This is a genomic window from Variovorax sp. CCNWLW235 (assembly GCF_037204085.1).
Taxonomy (GTDB): domain Bacteria; phylum Pseudomonadota; class Gammaproteobacteria; order Burkholderiales; family Burkholderiaceae_C; genus Variovorax.
The window spans coordinates 59,261-77,943 of sequence record NZ_JBBCBW010000001.1 but is presented as its reverse complement, the minus strand read 5'-3'; the positions used below and the strand labels follow the sequence as shown (position 1 = coordinate 77,943).

The 18,683-nt window shown below is 65.4% G+C and carries 24 protein-coding genes; 21 read left to right on the top strand and 3 right to left on the bottom strand.

From position 1 onward, the window contains the following. Position 1 precedes the first annotated feature (1 nt). The 12 genes from V9L21_RS00405 to V9L21_RS00350 all read left to right on the top strand — a co-directional run bounded on the left by V9L21_RS00405 (position 2) and on the right by V9L21_RS00350 (position 10,032). Positions 2–757, top strand: a complete 756-nt coding sequence (locus V9L21_RS00405) for an ABC transporter permease (protein ID WP_337308832.1) — start codon at positions 2–4, stop codon at positions 755–757. A 20-nt stretch (positions 758–777) separates the two neighbouring features. Next, on the top strand, positions 778–1,020 hold the full coding sequence (locus V9L21_RS00400) for a BolA family protein (RefSeq protein WP_012746311.1): 243 nt from the start codon (positions 778–780) through the stop codon (positions 1,018–1,020). Positions 1,021–1,059: 39 nt separating this feature from the next. Beyond that, positions 1,060–2,349: a UDP-N-acetylglucosamine 1-carboxyvinyltransferase gene (murA, locus tag V9L21_RS00395; RefSeq protein ID WP_337308257.1), complete on the top strand. Its 1,290-nt coding sequence runs from the start codon at positions 1,060–1,062 to the stop codon at positions 2,347–2,349. Positions 2,350–2,409: 60 nt separating this feature from the next. After that, positions 2,410–3,060: an ATP phosphoribosyltransferase gene (hisG, locus tag V9L21_RS00390; protein WP_281149332.1), complete on the top strand. Its 651-nt coding sequence runs from the start codon at positions 2,410–2,412 to the stop codon at positions 3,058–3,060. Positions 3,061–3,081: 21 nt separating this feature from the next. After that, positions 3,082–4,404 (top strand): histidinol dehydrogenase, encoded by a 1,323-nt coding sequence (gene hisD / locus V9L21_RS00385; RefSeq protein WP_337308256.1) that lies wholly within the window; start codon positions 3,082–3,084, stop codon positions 4,402–4,404. 160 nt (positions 4,405–4,564) lie between these two features. Further along, entirely contained in the window at positions 4,565–5,269 is a 705-nt protein-coding gene (locus V9L21_RS00380; RefSeq protein ID WP_337308255.1) for a hypothetical protein, read from the top strand. A 4-nt stretch (positions 5,270–5,273) separates the two neighbouring features. Beyond that, positions 5,274–5,645: a hypothetical protein gene (locus V9L21_RS00375; protein WP_337308254.1), complete on the top strand. Its 372-nt coding sequence runs from the start codon at positions 5,274–5,276 to the stop codon at positions 5,643–5,645. After that, a complete protein-coding gene (gene hisC / locus V9L21_RS00370) occupies positions 5,642–6,730 on the top strand; it encodes a histidinol-phosphate transaminase (protein ID WP_337308253.1) in 1,089 nt (362 codons plus the stop codon). The genes V9L21_RS00375 and hisC overlap by 4 nt, the downstream gene beginning before the upstream one ends. Beyond that, a complete protein-coding gene (gene hisB, locus V9L21_RS00365) occupies positions 6,727–7,350 on the top strand; it encodes an imidazoleglycerol-phosphate dehydratase HisB (RefSeq protein WP_281149338.1) in 624 nt (207 codons plus the stop codon). The genes hisC and hisB overlap by 4 nt, the downstream gene beginning before the upstream one ends. Positions 7,351–7,369: 19 nt before the next feature. Further along, the gene (gene hisH / locus V9L21_RS00360) at positions 7,370–8,026 is read left to right on the top strand and encodes an imidazole glycerol phosphate synthase subunit HisH (protein WP_337308252.1); all 657 of its coding nucleotides are present in this window, start codon (positions 7,370–7,372) and stop codon (positions 8,024–8,026) included. A 63-nt stretch (positions 8,027–8,089) separates the two neighbouring features. Next, complete coding sequence (hisA, locus tag V9L21_RS00355; protein ID WP_126745541.1) at positions 8,090–8,833, top strand: 1-(5-phosphoribosyl)-5-[(5-phosphoribosylamino)methylideneamino]imidazole-4-carboxamide isomerase; 744 nt, start codon at positions 8,090–8,092, stop codon at positions 8,831–8,833. A gap of 20 nt (positions 8,834–8,853) precedes the next feature. Beyond that, positions 8,854–10,032 (top strand): AAA family ATPase, encoded by a 1,179-nt coding sequence (locus V9L21_RS00350; RefSeq protein WP_337308251.1) that lies wholly within the window; start codon positions 8,854–8,856, stop codon positions 10,030–10,032. A gap of 13 nt (positions 10,033–10,045) precedes the next feature. Here V9L21_RS00350 and V9L21_RS00345 read toward each other — a convergent pair whose 3' ends face one another. Next, entirely contained in the window at positions 10,046–10,963 is a 918-nt protein-coding gene (locus V9L21_RS00345) for an amino acid ABC transporter substrate-binding protein (RefSeq protein WP_337308250.1), read from the bottom strand. Between the two features lie 8 nt (positions 10,964–10,971). Then, the gene (locus V9L21_RS00340) at positions 10,972–12,279 is read right to left on the bottom strand and encodes a dicarboxylate/amino acid:cation symporter (RefSeq protein ID WP_258504421.1); all 1,308 of its coding nucleotides are present in this window, start codon (positions 12,277–12,279) and stop codon (positions 10,972–10,974) included. A 192-nt stretch (positions 12,280–12,471) separates the two neighbouring features. Between V9L21_RS00340 and V9L21_RS00335 the strand changes: the two genes are divergently transcribed. From V9L21_RS00335 to tatC, 9 genes are all read left to right on the top strand, one after another. After that, positions 12,472–13,308, top strand: a complete 837-nt coding sequence (locus tag V9L21_RS00335) for a D-hexose-6-phosphate mutarotase (RefSeq protein WP_337308249.1) — start codon at positions 12,472–12,474, stop codon at positions 13,306–13,308. A 19-nt stretch (positions 13,309–13,327) separates the two neighbouring features. Beyond that, a complete protein-coding gene (hisF, locus tag V9L21_RS00330; protein WP_126745545.1) occupies positions 13,328–14,107 on the top strand; it encodes an imidazole glycerol phosphate synthase subunit HisF in 780 nt (259 codons plus the stop codon). A gap of 30 nt (positions 14,108–14,137) precedes the next feature. Beyond that, complete coding sequence (hisI, locus tag V9L21_RS00325) at positions 14,138–14,536, top strand: phosphoribosyl-AMP cyclohydrolase (protein ID WP_337308830.1); 399 nt, start codon at positions 14,138–14,140, stop codon at positions 14,534–14,536. After that, positions 14,533–14,913: a phosphoribosyl-ATP diphosphatase gene (locus V9L21_RS00320; protein ID WP_337308248.1), complete on the top strand. Its 381-nt coding sequence runs from the start codon at positions 14,533–14,535 to the stop codon at positions 14,911–14,913. Before hisI ends, V9L21_RS00320 begins: the two co-directional genes overlap by 4 nt. Positions 14,914–14,926: 13 nt before the next feature. Then, positions 14,927–15,316: a DUF4870 family protein gene (locus V9L21_RS00315; RefSeq protein ID WP_337308247.1), complete on the top strand. Its 390-nt coding sequence runs from the start codon at positions 14,927–14,929 to the stop codon at positions 15,314–15,316. Further along, positions 15,306–15,665, top strand: a complete 360-nt coding sequence (locus V9L21_RS00310; RefSeq protein WP_157612537.1) for a histidine triad nucleotide-binding protein — start codon at positions 15,306–15,308, stop codon at positions 15,663–15,665. Before V9L21_RS00315 ends, V9L21_RS00310 begins: the two co-directional genes overlap by 11 nt. A gap of 62 nt (positions 15,666–15,727) precedes the next feature. Further along, on the top strand, positions 15,728–15,976 hold the full coding sequence (gene tatA, locus V9L21_RS00305) for a Sec-independent protein translocase subunit TatA (protein ID WP_337308246.1): 249 nt from the start codon (positions 15,728–15,730) through the stop codon (positions 15,974–15,976). Between the two features lie 13 nt (positions 15,977–15,989). Further along, complete coding sequence (gene tatB, locus V9L21_RS00300) at positions 15,990–16,448, top strand: Sec-independent protein translocase protein TatB (RefSeq protein WP_126745551.1); 459 nt, start codon at positions 15,990–15,992, stop codon at positions 16,446–16,448. A gap of 76 nt (positions 16,449–16,524) precedes the next feature. Further along, positions 16,525–17,340, top strand: a complete 816-nt coding sequence (tatC, locus tag V9L21_RS00295; RefSeq protein WP_258504424.1) for a twin-arginine translocase subunit TatC — start codon at positions 16,525–16,527, stop codon at positions 17,338–17,340. 39 nt (positions 17,341–17,379) lie between these two features. On the opposite strand, the gene V9L21_RS00290 is transcribed toward tatC, so the two are convergent. Then, entirely contained in the window at positions 17,380–18,540 is a 1,161-nt protein-coding gene (locus V9L21_RS00290) for a S1C family serine protease (protein ID WP_281149351.1), read from the bottom strand. Positions 18,541–18,683 lie beyond the last annotated feature (143 nt).

Genomic DNA, 18,683 nt, shown 5'->3' with positions numbered 1-18,683 from the left:
CGTGACAGGTTGGCGCGCGCTTCTCTACAAGGAAACGCTGCGCTTCTGGAAGGTCGGCTTCCAGACGGTCGGCGCGCCGGTGCTCACCGCGCTGCTCTACCTGATGGTGTTCGGCCATGTGCTCGAAGACCACGTGAAGGTCTACGGCTCCGTCGGCTACACCGCCTTTCTGGTGCCGGGCTTGGTGATGATGAGCGTGCTGCAGAACGCTTTTGCCAACAGCTCGTCTTCGATCATCCAGAGCAAGATCATGGGCAACCTGGTCTTCGTGCTGCTCACGCCGCTCTCGCACTGGGGCTGGTTCTTCGCCTACGTGGGCTCGTCGGTGATCCGCGGGCTGGCGGTGGGCCTCGGCGTGTTTGCGGTGACCATGTTCTTCGCCATGCCGAGCTTCGTTGCACCGCTCTGGATTGTGGTGTTCGCGCTGCTGGGCTCCGCAATGCTGGGCACGCTGGGGCTCATTGCCGGGCTCTGGGCCGAGAAGTTCGACCAGATGGCCGTGTTCCAGAACTTCCTGATCATGCCCATGACATTTCTTTCGGGCGTGTTCTATTCGATCGGCTCGCTGCCGCCGTTCTGGCAGTCGGTGAGCCACCTCAACCCGTTTTTCTACATGATCGACGGCTTCCGCTACGGCTTCTTCGGAGTCAGCGACGCCTCCCCCTGGCTCAGCCTGGGCATCGTCGGCGGCGCCTGGCTGGTAGTGAGCGCCATTGCCGTCCATCTCCTGCGAATCGGCTACAAAATCCGAGGCTGACCGCCTTTTTCCAGAACCCCATGACCGCCGAACAACTCCAGGCCCTGATCCAGTCCCATCTCCCTTGCGAGCACATCACGCTCGAAGGCGACGGCCGCCACTGGTACGCCACCATCGTCTCGGCCGAGTTCGAGGGCAAACGCGCCATTCAGCGGCATCAGCGGGTCTACGCCACCCTCGGTGCGAAAATGCACACTGACGAGGTGCATGCGCTCTCCATGAAGACCTATACGCCGGCCGAATGGGCGGCGTTGGAAAAATAACTCTCCGGCCCTGCGGGGCCTGATTTCGCTGGAAATTCGATGGACAAACTTCTGATTCGCGGCGGGCGCCAGCTTCGCGGCGAGGTACTCATTTCCGGCGCCAAGAACGCAGCCTTGCCGGAGCTTTGCGCCGCGCTGCTGACCGACCAGCCCGTGACGCTGCACAACGTGCCGCGCCTGCAGGACGTGTCGACCATGCTCAAGCTGGTGCGCAACATGGGCGTGGTGGCCGATCGCGACGACAACGGCACGGTGCAGCTCAACGCGGGTGACCTCGCCAACCCCGAGGCTCCCTACGAACTGGTGAAGACCATGCGAGCCTCGGTGCTGGCGCTGGGCCCGCTGCTCGCGCGCTTCGGCCGTGCCAAGGTGTCGCTGCCGGGCGGCTGCGCCATCGGTTCGCGGCCCGTCGACCAGCACATCAAGGGCCTGCAGGCCATGGGCGCCGACATCGTGGTGGAGCACGGCTACATGATCGCCAGCCTGCCGGCCGGGCGCACCCGCCTGAAGGGCGCGCGCATCCTCACGGACATGGTCACGGTCACCGGCACCGAGAACTTCCTCATGGCCGCTGCGCTGGCCGAGGGCGAAACGCTGCTCGAAAACGCCGCCCAGGAGCCCGAGATCGTCGATCTGGCCGAAATGCTGATCCGCATGGGCGCCAAGATCCAGGGCCACGGCACCAGCCACATCCGCATCCAGGGCGTTGAAAAGCTGCACGGCTGCGAACACGCGGTGGTGGCCGACCGCATCGAGGCCGGCACTTTCCTGTGCGCCGTTGCGGCCACGGGCGGCGACGTGTTTTTGCGCCACGCCCGCGCCGACCATATGGACGCGGTGATCGACAAGCTGCGCGACGCCGGCTGCACGATTTCGCCGGAAGAGGGCGGCGTGCGCATCAGCTCCAAGGCCCCGGCCAGCGAACACCTCAAGGCGCAGAGCTTCAGCACCACCGAATACCCCGGCTTCCCGACGGACATGCAGGCCCAGTTCATGGCCCTGAACGTGATCGCGCGCGGCGCCTCGATGGTCACCGAGACCATCTTCGAGAACCGCTTCATGCACGTGAACGAGATGGTGCGCCTGGGCGCGACGATCCACGTCGAGGGCAAGGTCGCCATGGTCGAGGGCGTGCCGCAACTTTCGGGTGCCACCGTGATGGCCACCGACCTGCGCGCCTCGGCCAGCCTGGTCATTGCCGGCCTGGTGGCCGACGGCGAGACACTGGTCGACCGCATCTACCACCTGGACCGCGGCTACGACCGCATGGAGGCCAAGCTGCGCGGCATCGGGGCCGACATCGAGCGCGTGGCGGGAGCCGCCGCATGATCACGCTCGAATCACAGGAGTCGCAATCGTGATCACGCTTGCATCACAGGAGTCGCAATCGTGATCACGCTTGCTCTGTCCAAAGGCCGCATCTTCGAAGAGACGATGCCCCTGCTGGCCGCCGCCGGCATCGAGGTGACCGAAGACCCCGAAAAATCGCGCAAGCTGATTCTTGCGACCACGCGGCCCGACGTGCGCGTGGTGCTGGTGCGCGCCTCCGACGTGCCCACCTACGTGCAGTACGGCGGCGCCGACCTGGGCGTGACCGGCTCCGACGTGCTGCTGGAGCACGGCAACCAGGGCCTCTACCAGCCGCTCGACCTGCGGATTGCGGCCTGCCGCCTCAGCGTGGCCGTGCGGGCCGACTACGACTACGCATCCGCGGTGAAGCAGGGCTCGCGCCTGCGCGTGGCCACCAAATACGTGGGCCTGGCGCGCGACTTCTTCGCCAGCAAGGGCGTGCACGTCGATCTGATCAAGCTCTACGGCAGCATGGAACTCGCGCCGCTCACGGGCCTGGCCGACGCCATCGTCGACCTGGTCTCGACCGGCAACACGCTGCGGGCCAATCACCTGGTCGAGGTCGAGCGCATCATGGACATCAGCGCGCGCCTCGTGGTCAACCAGGCCGCGCTCAAGCTCAAGCGCGAACCGATCCGCCGCATCATCGACGCCTTTGCTTCCGCCATTCCGGCGGCAGCCACGCCCTGACAAGTTTCATCCCCCAGCCTCATGACACTGAAAGCAGCCCCCGCCCGTCTCTCCACGACTTCGGCCAGCTTCGATGCTGAATTCAAGGCGCGGCTGCATTGGTCTGCCGACGCGGACGCAGCCATCGAGAAGGTGGTGGCCGACATCCTGGCCGACGTGCAGAAGCGGGGCGACGATGCGGTGCTGGAGTACACCAACCGCTTCGACAAGCTCGGTGCCAAGACGCTGCCCGAACTGGAGCTGACGCAGGCTGAACTGAAGGCCGCCTTCGAATCGCTGCCCGCCGCGCAGCGCGACGCGCTAGAAGCCGCTGCGCGCCGCGTGCGCAGCTACCACGAGGCCCAGAAGAAGGCGAGCGGCGAAAGCTGGAGCTACCGCGATGCCGACGGCACGCTGCTCGGCCAGAAGGTCACGCCGCTCGATCGCGTCGGCATCTACGTGCCGGGCGGCAAGGCGGCCTATCCGTCGAGCGTGCTGATGAACGCGATTCCGGCGCATGTGGCCGGCGTGGCCGAAATCATCATGGTGGTTCCGACACCGCGTGGCGAGAAGAACCCGCTCGTGCTTGCCGCAGCCTACGTGGCCGGCGTGACGCGCGGCTTCACCATCGGCGGCGCGCAAGCCGTGGCTGCGTTGGCCTACGGCACCGCGACGATTCCCGCGGTCGACAAGATCACCGGCCCCGGGAACGCCTACGTCGCGGCCGCCAAGCGCCGTGTGTTCGGCACCGTGGGCATCGACATGATCGCGGGCCCGAGCGAAATTCTTGTCCTGGCCGATGGCACCACGCCGCCCGACTGGGTGGCCATGGACCTGTTCAGCCAAGCCGAACATGACGAGCTGGCGCAGAGCATCTTGCTGTGCCCCGATGCGGCGTATATCGACCGCGTGCAGGCCGAGATCGACCGTCTGCTGCCCGCCATGCCGCGCGCGGAAATCATCGCGGCCTCGCTCAACGGCCGCGGCGCCCTCATCCACACGAAGAGCATGGAAGAGGCCTGCGAGATCAGCAACCGCATTGCGCCCGAACACCTGGAAGTCAGCAGCAGCGAGCCGAACCGCTGGGAGCCGCTGCTGCGCCACGCGGGTGCGATCTTCCTTGGCGCGTTCACCAGCGAAAGCCTCGGCGACTACTGCGCCGGCCCGAACCACGTGCTGCCGACCAGCGGCACGGCGCGCTTTTCGAGCCCGCTCGGCGTCTACGATTTCCAGAAGCGTTCGAGCCTCATCGCAGTGAGCGAAGCCGGTGCCCAGGTGCTCGGCCCCATTGCGGTGACGCTGGCCGAAGGCGAAGGCCTGCAAGCGCACGCCGAAGCGGCGCGGATGCGCCTGCGCAAGATCTGAAGTTTCACAAATAGAAAACCGCTCGGGAGGAGCAAGCCAGATGATTCATCGTCTTCACAGGTCGCGTTTTTTCAGATTTGCAGCCGGCCTCGTAGCAGGCGCGGGCTTGCTCGTTGCCTGCAGCCAGATCCCGCAGGCGCCGCGCAACGAGTCGGCCGCCTTGTCCGCAACTCCCAGCGCCGCCGCTGCCGCACCCGCACAGCTCGGCACGCAGTGGGGCGAGGGCATCGAATCGAAGACCCGCACGGTCAATGCGAAGCGGCTGTCGGCGCAGCCTGACGAAGTGGCCTTGCTCGGCTACAACGAGGCATCCACCGTGCGGCGCGAAGCCGGCAACAACCCCGAGCGCCGGCTCAACCTGCAACTGGCCCAAGGCGATGTCGAATGGTCGGTGCTTGATGAGAATGGCCGCCCGCTGCCGATGCAGCGTGCACGCCGCAGCAGCAGCGACATGTTCCGCCTCGCCGGCATCGAAGGCGCGCGCTACACGCTGCGTTTTCGCAACCTGAGCGACCGAGCCTACGAAGTGATCGCCACCGTCGACGGCCTCGACGTGCTGAACGGCAAGCCCGGCAGCCTGCGCAACGGCGGCTATGTGCTGGGCCCGCAGCAGGTCCTCGACATCGAGGGCTTCCGCAAGAGCCAGAGTGAGGTAGCGGCCTTCCGTTTTGCCGCCCCGGGCCGCGCCTATGCGGCAAACACCGAGGCCGGCGACGTGCGCAACATCGGCGTGATCGGCGCTGCGCTGTTCGAATTGGAGCTGCCGGAGGCATCGCGCCGCCCGCGCCGCAATGCCGCGCCAGTCCAGCCGAACGCCTTCCCGGCCGACGACGCGTACGCGCCGCCGCCGCGCTACCGCAAGTGATGCCATGAGGCCTGCCGTCGTGCCGCTGCTGCCGCGCCTTCTGGTGCTGTTGCTCGCGCTGGCAGCCGCCGCCGGTGCGCAGGCCATGAGCATCCGCGAACTGCGCACGCTGGAAGCCAACGAGAAGGACGGCAAGGCCTACGCGAGCTATTACCTCGTCGGCGTGCTCGAAGGCCTGCGCGAAGGCGTCGAGGCATCGCAGCGCAACGGGCAAAAACCCATCTTCTGCGTTGAAGGCCACCGCCTCGAGCCGTCGATGGCTCGCTCTCTTTATCAAACCGAGCTGACCCGCAACGCCGACAGCTATGAAGCCGACATGCCCGTGCAACTGGTGATGTCCGGCGCCCTCAAGAACAGCTACCGCTGCACCCGATGACCACTTCCCCTACCGCCCGCCCGATCGACCGCATCCGCTCCGACGTGCAGTCCATGCACGCCTATGCGGTGCAGGACGCGCGCGGCTTCGTCAAGCTCGACGCCATGGAGAACCCGTTCGGCCTGCCGCCCGCATTGCAGGCCGAGCTCGGCAAGCGGCTGGGCGCGCTGGCGCTCAACCGCTACCCTGGCGAGCGGGGCGGCGACCTGCAGCGCGCTCTGGCCGCGCATGCACGCATGCCCGAAGGCTTTGCGCTGATGCTGGGCAACGGCTCCGACGAGCTGATTTCGCTCCTGGCCATTGCCTGCGATGTGCCGGGCGCCACGTTGCTTGCTCCCGTGCCCGGCTTCGTGATGTACGCCATGAGCGCCCAGTTGCAGGGCCTGCGCTTCGCCGGCGTTCCGCTCACGGCCGATTTCGAACTCGACGAGGCGGCAATGCTCGCTGCCATCGCGCGCGAGAAGCCGGCCATCGTGTACCTGGCCTATCCGAACAACCCCACGGCCAACCTCTGGGACGATGCCGTCATCGAGAAGATCGTCGAGGCTCAGGGCGCGCAGGGCGGCCTGGTGGTGATCGACGAGGCTTACCAGCCCTTTGCCGCCAGGAGCTATATCGACCGCATCGCACGGCACTACCATGTGCTGCTGATGCGCACGCTCAGCAAGTTCGGCCTGGCGGGCATCCGCCTCGGCTATCTCATGGGGCCGGCCGAACTGATCGCGCAGATCGACAAGGTGCGCCCGCCCTACAACATCAGCGTGCTCAATTGCGAATGCGCGCTCTTCGCGCTCGAGCATGCCGAAGTGTTCGAGGCCCAGGCCTGGCAAATCCGCGAGGAGCGCCATCGCCTCATGATGGGGCTGGGCCGGCTCGTGGGCGTGAAGGTGTGGCCGAGCGACGCCAACATGATCCTCGTGCGGGTGCCCGATGCCGCCAAGACCTTCGAGGGCATGAAGGCACACGGGATTCTGGTGAAGAACGTTTCTAAAATGCACGAACTGCTCGCAAATTGCCTGCGCCTCACCGTCGGAACGTCCGACGAGAATGCGCGGATGCTCGCGGCACTCGAAGCCTCACTATGACCACCCCCCAAACAGCCGACACGGGCACCGCCGCGCGCACCGCATCGGTCACCCGCAACACCGCCGAAACCAAGATCACCGTCAGCGTCAACCTCGACGGCACGGGCAAGGCCAAGCTTTCCACCGGCATCGGCTTTTTCGACCACATGCTCGACCAGATCGCCCGCCACGGCCTGATCGACCTCGACATCGACTGCCAGGGCGACCTGCACATCGACGGCCACCACACCGTGGAAGACGTCGGCATTACCCTCGGCCAGGCGGTCGCCAAGGCCGTGGGCGACAAGAAGGGCATTCGCCGCTACGGGCATGCCTATGTGCCCCTGGATGAAGCGCTGAGCCGCGTGGTCATCGACTTTTCGGGCCGCCCGGGGCTGGTGATGCACGTGCCGTTTACCAGCGGCATGATCGGCACTTTCGACAGCCAGCTGACCTACGAGTTCTTCCAGGGCTTCGTCAATCACGCGTTCGTCACGTTGCACATCGACAACCTGAAGGGCGTGAACGCGCACCACCAGTGCGAGACGGTGTTCAAGGCCTTTGCACGCGCAATGCGCGGCGCGTTGGAGCTCGATCCGCGCTCCGTGGGCGTCATTCCCTCGACCAAGGGTTCGCTCTGAAAATCTCCAGCGAACAGCTATGAAATCTGTAGCAAATACCGTCGCGGTCGTCGACTACGGCATGGGCAACCTGCATTCGGTGTCCCAAGCCGTGCGGCATGCGGCTGACCAGGTGGGTGTCGAGGTTTTCGTCACATCCGACCCCGAGGTGGTGCGCAAGGCCACCCGCGTGGTGCTGCCGGGGCAGGGCGCCATGCCCGACTGCATGCGCGAACTGCGCGATTCCGGCCTGCAGGAGTCGGTGCTCGAAGCTGCGGCAAACAAGCCGCTTTTCGGCGTGTGCGTGGGCATGCAAATGCTGCTGTCGCGCAGCGACGAGGGGCCGACCGACGGCTTGAACCTGATTCCCGGCGAGGTCGTCAAGTTCGACCTGGCTGGCAGGCTGCAGCCCGACGGCAGCCGCTTCAAGGTGCCCCAGATGGGCTGGAACCAGGTGCGCCAGGCCCAGCCGCACGCCGTGTGGGCGGGCATTCCCGACCAGAGCTACTTCTACTTCGTGCATAGCTTCTACGCACGGCCGGCGGACGCGCGGCACAGCGTAGGCGAGGCGGATTACGGGGCATGCTTTACCGCGGCCATCGCACGCGATAACATTTTTGCCACCCAGTTCCACCCGGAGAAGAGTGCGGACCACGGGTTGCAGCTCTACCGAAACTTCCTCCACTGGAATCCCTGACCTTATATTTCCGACCGGGCCGAACCTTCCTCAGCCTGGATTCCGCACACTCGCGTCACTTCCATGCTCCTCATTCCCGCCATTGATCTCAAAGACGGCCACTGCGTTCGCCTCAAACAGGGCGACATGGACCAGTCCACCATCTTCAGCGAAGACCCGGCCGCCATGGCCCGCAAGTGGGTCGAGGCCGGCGCGCGGCGGCTGCACCTGGTCGATCTGAATGGCGCCTTCGCCGGAAAGCCGCAGAACCACGCGGCCATCAAGGCGATCCTGCGCGAAGTGGGCGACGACATTCCGGTGCAGCTGGGCGGCGGCATCCGCGACCTGGACACCATCGAGCGCTACATCGACGACGGCCTGCGCTACGTGATCATCGGCACCGCCGCGGTCAAGAACCCCGGCTTCCTGAAGGACGCCTGCGTGGCCTTCGGCGGCCACATCATCGTGGGGCTCGACGCCAAGGACGGCAAGGTTGCCACCGACGGCTGGAGCAAGCTCACGGGCCACGAGGTGGCCGACCTGGGCAAGAAGTTCGAGGACTACGGCGTCGAATCGATCATCTACACCGACATCGGCCGCGACGGCATGCTCTCGGGCATCAACATCGATGCGACCGTAAAGCTCGCGCAGGCGCTGACCATTCCGGTGATCGCCTCGGGCGGCCTGTCGAACATGGCCGACATCGACCAGCTTTGCGCGGTCGAGTCCGAAGGCGTCGAAGGCGTGATCTGCGGCCGCGCCATCTACTCGGGCGACCTCGATTTCGCCGCCGCGCAAGCCCGCGCGGACGAACTCGCCGGCGTCTGAGGCCTCTTGCGTAGCGCGGCGTGCTCTCCGCGCTTGCCATTGCCAACTACCGGTCGCTGCGCCAGCTGACGGTGCCGCTCGGCCGGCTCACGGTGGTGACCGGGCCCAACGGCAGCGGCAAATCCAGCGTGTACCGCGCGATGAGGCTCCTGGCCGACATTGCCAACGGCGGCGTGATCCGTTCGCTGGTGCGCGAAGGCGGGCTGTCTTCAACGCTGTGGGCCGGGCCCGAGCGTATTTCGGCCGCCATGCTGCGCGGAGACGTCCCGGTGCAGGGCACCGTGCGCAGCGAGCCCGTGAACCTGCGGCTCGGGTTCTCTGGCGTCGAAATGGACGACTTTGGCTACGCCATCGACATCGGCCTGCCGCCGCCCGTTCCGCCGACGGCTTTTTCACGCGATCCCGAAATCAAGCGCGAGGCGATCTGGAGCGGCCCGGTGCTGCGGCCAGCCACGCAACTGGTCGACCGCAAGGACGCCTCGCTGCGGCTGCGCGGCGAGCGCACGGGAAGCTGGGAGCCCGTGGGCCGGCCCATTGCCCAGTTCGCCAGCATGATGACCGAGTACGCCGATCCGCATGCCGCGCCCGAGATGCTCGCGCTGCGCGAGCAGATGCGCTCCTGGCGCTTCTACGACCACTTTCGCTCCGACGCCGACGCGCCCGCGCGCCAGCCGCAGATCGGCACCTACACACCGGTGCTCGCCAACGATGGCGCCGACCTGGCCGCCGCGCTGCAGACCATTCGCGAGATCGGCGACAGCAGTGCGCTCGACCGCGCCGTGGACGATGCGTTTCCCGGTGCTCGCATCCAGGTGCGGGTGAACGAAGACCGCTTCGAAACGCTGATGCACCAGCACGGCCTGCTGCGGCCGCTGACGGCGGCGGAGCTTTCGGACGGCACCTTGCGCTACCTGCTCTGGATTGCCGCGCTGCTCACGCCTCGGCCGCCGGCGCTGCTGGTGCTGAACGAGCCCGAGACCAGCCTGCACCCCGACCTGTTGCCCGCGCTCGGGCGGCTGATCGCGCAGGCCGCGCGCGAGTCGCAGATCATCGTCGTGTCGCATGCCCTGCGGCTGATTGCCGCGCTCGAAGACAGCGACGACCTGCAATCGGTGGTGCTCGAGAAGCGCTTCGGCGAAACCCGCATCGCCAACCTCGACATGAGCGAGATCCCGCACTGGGCCTGGCCGGCGCGCTGACTGCCGGCGCGGCTTATTCGGCCTTGACCGCCATCGTCTGGATGATCGCCTGCAGTTGCGCGCTCATCGGCAGGTCGATGCTTTCTCCGGTGGGCAGCTTGCGCAGGAACCAGCGCTTGTACTGGCGCTCGATCTCGCCGTCCTGCGCCAGCACCTGGAAGGCGTCGTTGATCACCTTGGCCAATTGCGCATCGCCCTTGCGGTACATGATGCCGTAGGGGTCGTAGGAGAGATAGTCGCCGACCACCTCGTACTGGGCCTTGGCGGCTTCGCGCGCGATCAGGCCGTAGAGCAGCACGTCGTCGGTGGCAAAGGCGTCGGCCTGGCCGCTTTTCACCAGCCCGAACGAATCGGCGTGGTCGCGCGCCACCAGCAGGTCGATGCCGAGCTTGAACTTCTGCGAAAGCTCGCGCAGCGTCTTCTCGTTGGTGGTGCCCGCGGTAACGGCCACCCGCTTGCCGGCCAGGTCGCGGAACGACTTGATCTGCGAACCCTTCTTCACCAGCACCTTGGTGCCCGAGACGAAGATCGTGGGCGAGAAGCTCACGCGCTTCTGCCGCTCGAGGTTGCTGGTGGTCGAGCCGCATTCGAGATCGACCGTGCCGCGCTCGACAGCATCCATGCGCGAATCGGAGGTCACCGGCACCCACTTGATCACGAGGCTCTTGTTCACCGCATCCTCGATGGCCGTGACCAGTTCGCGGCAAAGTTCGATCGAATAGCCGATGGGTTCGTTGCGTGCATTGAGAAAAGAAAACGGCACCGACGACTCGCGGTAGCCGATGGCGACGGCGCCGCTCTCGCGCACCTTGGCAAGGGTGCCGGTCAGCATTGCGGGGGCTTCTTGCGCCGTTGCGGTGACTCCCGTGGCAACAGCAACAACCGCCAGCAGGCCGGCAATCAAAACCGGCAGCGTGGGCCTGGGCTTCATGGCGAGCCTCACGCGTGGGCCGGATGGGCGAGGGTGGCGGCAGCTTCCTCGTCCAGCGCCTTGGCGTTCACCTCTGCGTCGCTCTCGGAGAGCAGCTGCCCCTCCCACTTGGCAACCACCGCGGTGGCGATGGAATTGCCCACGGCATTGGTGGCGGAGCGCCCCATGTCCAGGAAGGTGTCGACGCCGAGGATCAGCAGCAGGCCGGCCTCGGGAATGTCGAAGTGGTTGAGCGTGGCGGCAATCACCACCAGCGAGGCGCGCGGCACGCCGGCCATGCCCTTGGAGGTGAGCATCAGGATGAGCAGCATGGTGATCTGCGTGCTCAGCGGCATGTGGATGTTGTAGGCCTGCGCGATGAAGAGCACGGCAAAGGTGCAGTACATCATCGAGCCGTCCAGGTTGAACGAGTAGCCCATCGGCATCACGAAGCTCGAGATCTTGCGCTTCACGCCGAAACGGTCGAGCGCCTGCAGGATCTTCGGGTAGGCCGCTTCCGAACTGGCGGTGGCGAACGACAGCAAAAAGGCTTCCTTGATGAGCGCCATCAGCTTGAACACCCGGCGGCCCAGGAACGACACGCCCGCAAGAATCAGCACGCCCCACAGCACGAAAAGGCCCAGGTAGAAGTCGCCCATGAAAACGGCGAACTTCAGCAGGATGCCCAGCCCGTTCGTGGCAACGGTGGCGGCCATGGCGGCCAGCACCGCAAGGGGCGCCAGCTTCATCACGTAGCCGGTGATCTTGAGCATCGCGTGCGAGAGCTCGTCGATGGCGGCCACCAGCGTCTTGGCCTTGTCGCCGAGCGAAGCGAGCGCCACGCCGAAGAACATCGAGAACACCACGATCTGCAGGATCTCGTTGTTGGCCATGGCCTCTGCGAAAGACTTCGGCACCAGGTGGCTCACGAAGTCCTTGAGGGTGAACTTTGCGGTGGCCAGGTTGGCCGAGGCGCCGATGTCCGGCAGCGGCAGGCCCAGGTTCTCACCCGGTTTCAGAAGGTTGGCCATCACCAGGCCGATGAGCAGCGAAATGAGCGAAGCGGTAAAGAACCAGCCGAGCGACTTGCCGAACACGCGGCCCACCGACTTGGCGTCGCCCATGTGCGCAATGCCCACCACCAGCGTGGAGAACACGAGCGGGCCGATCAGCATCTTAATGAGGCGCAGAAATACGTCCGACACGATCGACACGTAGCCTGCAATCTGCGCGGCCGCCTTCTTGTCCGGAAAGCTCGTGAAGATCATGTAGCCGACAAAAATGCCGAGCACCATGGCGATGAGGATCCAGATGGCGGCCGGCAGTTTTTTCTTCATGCGTTTCTCTTCGATGTGTAGGTATGGTTTTAGGTTGCGCGCGGACCTGCCGGCGGCTCTTCTTTGTGCGGCGGCAAAAGGGTATCCAAGAAGGCCCCCTGCGTGCAACCAGCAGCACCACGGCTTCGATGAAGTCTTAAGTCTCCATTGCCGCTTTCGGCTGCGGGAATTTCCGCTGCCTACAATTCCCGCATGGACATCAATCCGATCGAGTTTCGCGGCCAGCCGGCGCTTCGCGCCAGCGGTGCCGACGGCAGCGCTTTCACCGTGTCTCTACACGGGGCGCAGCTGCTTTCCTGGACCACGGCGGATGGCGTCGAACGGCTCTACCTGAGCCCGCGCGCCGTGTTCGACGGAGCGGCCGCAATCCGCGGCGGGGTACCCATTTGCTGCCCCCAGTTCAACCAGCGCGGCATGTTGCCCAAGCATGGTTTCATGCGCAATCTGCCTTGGGAAAACCGTGGCATCGACGCCGCATCGGGCGAACTGACCTTGCGGCTGCGCGACAGCGAGGCCACGCGCAAGCTTTGGCCGCACGCTTTCGAGGCACGCCTGCAGATCGGCATGGGCCCGGGACGGCTACGCGCCGCGTTGACGCTGCTCAATGTAGACCATGCGCCGTTCAGCTTTGCCGCGGCGCTGCACACCTACCTGCGCGTCGACGACATTGCCGATGTGCGTCTGGAGGGGCTGGAAGGCGCCAACCGTTGGGATTCGCTGCGCGACGACCGCCATGTGGAAACCGCGCCCGCACTGCATTTCGATGCGGAGTTCGACAGCGTCTATGCCGCGCCCGCCAAGCCGCTGCGCCTGGTGCAGCCCAGCGGCACGCTCGAAATCACGCAAAGCGCGAGTTGCAGCGAAACCGTGGTGTGGAACCCGGGAGCGGTGCTTGGTGCGAAACTCGCCGACATGCCTGAAGACGGCTACCGGCACATGCTGTGCGTGGAAGCCGCGCGCATCGACGAGCAGGTGCTGCTCTTGCCCGGTGCCCAGTGGCAGGGCTGGCAGCAGCTTCGCGTTCTCTGACTTTTCCTCTCGACCCACCATGCTCGCAAAACGCATCATTCCCTGTCTCGACGTTACCGGCGGCCGCGTGGTCAAGGGCGTCAACTTTCTCGAACTGCGCGATGCGGGCGATCCGGTCGAGATTGCCGCGCGCTACAACGCGCAGGGCGCCGACGAACTCACTTTTCTCGACATCACGGCCACCAGCGATGGCCGCGACCTGATCCTGCCGATCATCGAGGCGGTGGCCTCGCAGGTCTTCATTCCGTTGACCGTTGGCGGCGGCGTGCGCACCGTGGCCGACGTGCGCCGGCTGCTCAACGCGGGCGCCGACAAGACCAGCTTCAACTCGGCGGCCATTGCCGATCCGCAGGTAATCAACGACGCCTCGCAGAAATACGGTTCGCAGTGCATCGTGGTGGCCATCGACGCCAAGCGCCGCAGCCCCGAGGAAGCCGCCACCCGCGGCGCGGGCTGGGACGTGTACAGCCATGGCGGCCGCAAGAACACCGGCCTGGACGCCGTCGAATGGGCGACCGAGATGGTGCGCCGGGGCGCCGGCGAAATCCTGCTCACGAGCATGGACCGCGACGGCACCAAGAGCGGCTTCGATCTTGAGCTCACCCGCGCGGTGAGCGACGCCGTGAACGTGCCGGTCATCGCATCGGGCGGCGTGGGCAACCTCGACGACCTGGCCGACGGCATCCAGACCGGCGGCGCCGACGCGGTGCTGGCCGCCAGCATCTTCCACTACGGCGAGCACACCGTGGGCGAGGCGAAAGCCCGCATGGCCGCGCGGGGCATTCCCGTGCGCACGTGACCCGCTTCAGCGCCGCTCGGGGGTGGGACAATACCCTTCATGAATTGGCTTGACGAAGTGAAATGGGACGCGAACGGCCTGGTGCCCGTGATCGCGCAGGAACAGGGCAGCAACGACGTGCTGATGTTCGCCTGGATGAACCGCGAGGCGCTCGAAAAGACCGCCGAGCTGGGCCGCGCCGTGTATTTCAGCCGCTCGCGCAACAAGCTCTGGTTCAAGGGCGAAGAGTCGGGCCATGTGCAGACGGTGCATGAAATCCGCCTCGACTGCGACAACGACGTGGTGCTGCTCAAGGTCACCCAGCTCGGCCACGAGCCCGGCATTGCCTGCCATACCGGGCGCCACAGCTGCTTCTTCAGCAAATACGAAAACGGCCAATGGACCGCCGTGGACCCGGTCTTGAAAGACCCGGAGTCGATCTACAAATGACGGCCACAGTGAACACCTCCGACGCCCTTGCGCGCCTTGCCGCCGTCATCGAAAGCCGCCTGCCCGCGCACGGCGGCGACCCGGAGAAGAGCTACGTGGCGCGCCTGCTGCACAAGGGCCCCGATGCCTTCCTCAAGAAGATCGGCGAGGAAGCCACCGAGGTCGTCATGGCGGCCAAGGACGCCGACCATGGCGGCGACCGCACGAAAATAGTGAACGAAGTGGCCGATTTGTGGTTCCACACCATGGTGGCGCTGGCGCACTACGGTTTGTCGCCCGGCGAGGTTATTGCGGAGCTCGAGCGCCGCGAGGGCACCAGCGGCATCGAGGAAAAAGCCCTGCGCAAGGCGCAGGCCCGCGAGGCATCCAACGATTGAAAGGACATCGCCAATGGCCAACGACATCGTGAACGTGGAACCCGACGACTCCCTCAAGACCTGGGGCTGGGTCAGCTATATCCTGCACCTCATCGTGGCCATTTGCGCTGTATTGCCCGGCGCCCAGGCTTCGGTGGCGCTCTTGCTGGTGGCGCTGGTGATCGACTTCGTCAAGCGCGACAACGCGGCGGGCACCTGGCAGGCTTCGCATTTCAGCTGGCGCATCCGGTCGGTGGTGTGGGCCGGCCTGCTGTACGTGGTTACGTCGTGGCTCTGGCTGCTGTTTCTGGTGCCGGGCTGGATTGCCTGGAGCCTGATTTCGCTGTGGTTCCTCTACCGGATCGTGAAAGGCATGATCCGCATGAACGACAACCGTCCCATGGAACCCAAAGATGTCATCTGATCCGAACTGCGTCTTCTGCAAAATCATCGAAGGCAAGATCCCCTCGCGCAAGGTCTACGAAGACGACGAACTGTTCGGTTTTCACGACATCGCGCCTTGGGCGCCGGTGCATTTCATGCTGGTGCCCAAGAAGCACATCGCCTCGATGGCGCAGCTCACGCCCGACGACGCCGCGCTCATGGGCAAGATCATGACGCTGGCCCCCAAGCTGGCGGTGGAGCAGGGCTGCAGGCCCTATCCGGAGGGCGGCTGGCGCGTCGTCATCAATACGGGCGCCGAGGGCGGGCAGGAGGTGCACCATCTCCATGTCCATGTCATGGGCGGTCCCCGCCCATGGCTTCGCGGCTGAACATTAGGCCAAACTGTCACATTTCGCCCGACTAAAATCGGACACATTCTTAGGAGTCTTCCATGGGTTCATTTTCAATCTGGCACTGGCTGATCGTGCTGCTCGTCGTGGTCATGATCTTCGGCACCAAGAAGCTGCGGAACATGGGTTCCGACCTGGGCGGCGCCGTCAAGGGTTTCAAGGACGGCATGAAAGAGGGCGGCACCACTGCGGACGCACCCGCTTCGTCGGCCCCTGCCGCCCAAGTGACCGGCCAGCCGGCCAACAGCGACAAGTCGGCGATCGACGTCGAAGCGCGTCAGAAGTCCTGAGCGCGGGTTCTAAGTGCTCGACCTCGGTATTGAGAAGCTGGCGCTGATCGGCGTCGTGGCGCTGATCGTCATCGGGCCCGAAAAGCTGCCCAGGGTGGCGCGCACCGTCGGCACCCTGCTGGGCAAGGCGCAGCGCTATGTGAACGACGTCAAGGCCGAGGTCAATCGCTCGATGGAACTCGAAGAGCTGCGCAAGATGAAAACCACCGTGGAGGATGCGGCGCGCGACGTCGAGCACAGCATCCAGACGGGCGCGACCGATCTCGAAAAGCAGTTCTCCGGCTCGGGCGAAACCCTTTCGGCGCTGGCCGAACCGGAGCCTTCGGTGCCGGAGTACAGGCACCCGCGCAAGAACTGGCGCCTGAAGCAGGGCGCCACGCCGCAGTGGTACAAGGCCCGCAACGGCGTGCGCACCAAGGCGCTGTCGGGTGCCGCCCGCGTTGCCCGTTTCCGTCCCCACAAGATCAACTAGCGGCTTTTACAACCGCGTTCCTCGTGCGCCGCACGCCGGCCGAAGCCACGCTTTCTCCTGCTCTTTTTTCCTTCCAATGGCCGATTCCGACAACAAGAACAAAGACGCAGAAGACGAATTGGCGGGCACCGAACAGCCGTTCGTGCAGCACCTGGTCGAACTCCGCGACCGGCTGCTTTACTGCGTCTACGGCTTGGTGGTCGCGGGCGTGCTGCTGGCCATCTGGCCAGGGCCGGCCGGGCTGATCGACCTTATCGCCATGCCGATCCAGGCCCACATGCCGCCGGGCGCCAAGCTCATCGCGGTGGGCGTGTTCTCGCCCTTCTTCGTGCCGCTCAAGGTGCTGATGATGACGGCCGTGCTGCTGGCGCTGCCTTGGCTCATGTACCAGGCCTGGATGTTCGTGGCGCCGGGGCTCTATAGCCATGAAAAGAAATTCGCGCTGCCGCTGATCTTGTTCGGCAGCCTGCTGGCCTATGTCGGCATTGCCTTTGTGCAGTTCTTCGTGCTGGACAAGATGTTCGGCTTCATTCAGCAATTCACGCCGCCGAGCGTGAATGCCACGCCTGACATCTCGTCTTATGTCGAGGCCATTCTCTCGCTGTACATCGCGTTCGGCGTGGCGTTCCAGGTGCCGATCGTGGTGATGCTGCTGGTGAAGTTCGAGATGGTGACCATCGAAAAGCTGCGCTCGTTCCGCGGCTACTTCATCGTGGTGGCCTTTGTCATTGCCGCAGTGCTTACGCCGCCTGACGTGGTGTCGCAGCTCGCGCTGGCCGTGCCGATGTGCCTGCTCTACGAGGTCGGCATCATCGGTGCGCGCTACTTTGCAATGGGCACCAAGAAGCCGTCCGAAGAGGAAGAAAGCGCCGATTCCTCGGCCTCTTCCTGAGCAATCGCTACCCGGCCCGGCGCCTCAACGCCTCGGCGGCTACTCGGGCTGGTTGGGCACCTGCCGAACGGGGCTCTTGGGCCGCAGGCCCGGCGTCACGTCCAGTTCCATCTTGTCGGTGCCGCGCTGCAGCGCAAAGCGTGCGGTGCTGCCCGGCTTCAGGCCGGCCACGGCGGTCAGCAGGGCCTGCACGTTGTCGGTCTTCTTTTCTCCGACCGAAGTGATCACGTCGCCAGGGCGGATGCCCGCCTTGGCCGCGGGCCCGTTCTGGAGCACGCCGGTGATGATGACGCCGGTATCGGCCTTCACGCCGAAGGTTTCAGCCAATTCGGGCGAGAGCTCGTTCGGTTCGACGCCGATCCAGCCGCGGCGCACCTGGCCTTCCTTCACGATGCCTTCGAGCACGATCTTCGCCATGGACACCGGAATGGCGAAGCCGATGCCCATGCTGCCGCCCGAGCGCGAATAGATGGCGGTGTTGACGCCCTGCAGGTTGCCGTTGACGTCGATCAGCGCGCCGCCCGAATTGCCGGGGTTGATGGCCGCGTCGGTCTGGATGAAGTTCTCGAAGTTGTTGATGCCGAGCTGGTTGCGCCCCAGCGCCGAGACGATGCCGCTGGTCACCGTCTGGCCCACGCCGAAGGGGTTGCCGATGGCCAGCACCTGGTCGCCCACCTGCAGATCGTCCGAGTTGCCCAGCACGATGGCGGGCAGCTTGTCCATTTCGATCTTGAGCACGGCAAGGTCGGTGTCCGGGTCGGTGCCGATCACCTTGGCGCGCGTGTGGCGGCTGTCGTTGAGCGTGATCTCGATCTCGTCCGCGCCTTCGACCACGTGGTTGTTGGTGAGGATGTAGCCCTCCGAGCTCACGATCACGCCGCTGCCCAGGCCCACCTGGGGCTGGTCGCCCTGGTCGCCGAAGAAGAACCGGAACCACGGGTCGTTGCTGCGCGGATGGCGCTGCGCCGCCTTGCTGGTGTTGATGCTCACCACCGCCGGAGAAGCCTTCTTGGCGGCCGCGCTCAGGCTGCCGGCAGGCGCCACCGCGGGCGCACCAGCCGGCGCCTCGACGATCGAGACCACGCCGCCGAGCGAGGTGGAGCGCCGGTTGATCCACTCGGGCTTGAGGGTCGCAACAACGAAGTAGGCCGCCAGGAGGACGGTCACGGCTTGGGCAAAGAGCAGCCAGGTGCGTTTCATGAAGTTTGTCAGCGGGTAAGCACGCCGTCCGGTGCGGCGCTACGGCTCGATTGTCCCTCAACCCCCGGCCGCCGGAAAACCGCGCCGGCCGGTCGAGATTGGCGCAGGCCTCAGGCGCCAATACGGGATAACCCTTAGCATCG

Coding starts and splice junctions, on each gene's coding strand:
- hisB (WP_281149338.1), top strand. CDS start 6,727: ATGACCACCCCCCAAACAGCCGACACGGGCACCGCCGCGCGCACCGCA.
- tatA (WP_337308246.1), top strand. CDS start 15,728: ATGGGTTCATTTTCAATCTGGCACTGGCTGATCGTGCTGCTCGTCGTG.
- hisD (WP_337308256.1), top strand. CDS start 3,082: ATGACACTGAAAGCAGCCCCCGCCCGTCTCTCCACGACTTCGGCCAGC.
- murA (WP_337308257.1), top strand. CDS start 1,060: ATGGACAAACTTCTGATTCGCGGCGGGCGCCAGCTTCGCGGCGAGGTA.
- tatC (WP_258504424.1), top strand. CDS start 16,525: ATGGCCGATTCCGACAACAAGAACAAAGACGCAGAAGACGAATTGGCG.
- hisC (WP_337308253.1), top strand. CDS start 5,642: ATGACCACTTCCCCTACCGCCCGCCCGATCGACCGCATCCGCTCCGAC.
- V9L21_RS00290 (WP_281149351.1), bottom strand. CDS start 18,540: ATGAAACGCACCTGGCTGCTCTTTGCCCAAGCCGTGACCGTCCTCCTG.
- V9L21_RS00310 (WP_157612537.1), top strand. CDS start 15,306: ATGTCATCTGATCCGAACTGCGTCTTCTGCAAAATCATCGAAGGCAAG.
- hisF (WP_126745545.1), top strand. CDS start 13,328: ATGCTCGCAAAACGCATCATTCCCTGTCTCGACGTTACCGGCGGCCGC.
- hisA (WP_126745541.1), top strand. CDS start 8,090: ATGCTCCTCATTCCCGCCATTGATCTCAAAGACGGCCACTGCGTTCGC.
- hisH (WP_337308252.1), top strand. CDS start 7,370: ATGAAATCTGTAGCAAATACCGTCGCGGTCGTCGACTACGGCATGGGC.
- V9L21_RS00335 (WP_337308249.1), top strand. CDS start 12,472: ATGGACATCAATCCGATCGAGTTTCGCGGCCAGCCGGCGCTTCGCGCC.
- V9L21_RS00400 (WP_012746311.1), top strand. CDS start 778: ATGACCGCCGAACAACTCCAGGCCCTGATCCAGTCCCATCTCCCTTGC.
- V9L21_RS00320 (WP_337308248.1), top strand. CDS start 14,533: ATGACGGCCACAGTGAACACCTCCGACGCCCTTGCGCGCCTTGCCGCC.
- V9L21_RS00340 (WP_258504421.1), bottom strand. CDS start 12,279: ATGAAGAAAAAACTGCCGGCCGCCATCTGGATCCTCATCGCCATGGTG.
- V9L21_RS00315 (WP_337308247.1), top strand. CDS start 14,927: ATGGCCAACGACATCGTGAACGTGGAACCCGACGACTCCCTCAAGACC.
- V9L21_RS00345 (WP_337308250.1), bottom strand. CDS start 10,963: ATGAAGCCCAGGCCCACGCTGCCGGTTTTGATTGCCGGCCTGCTGGCG.
- V9L21_RS00375 (WP_337308254.1), top strand. CDS start 5,274: ATGAGGCCTGCCGTCGTGCCGCTGCTGCCGCGCCTTCTGGTGCTGTTG.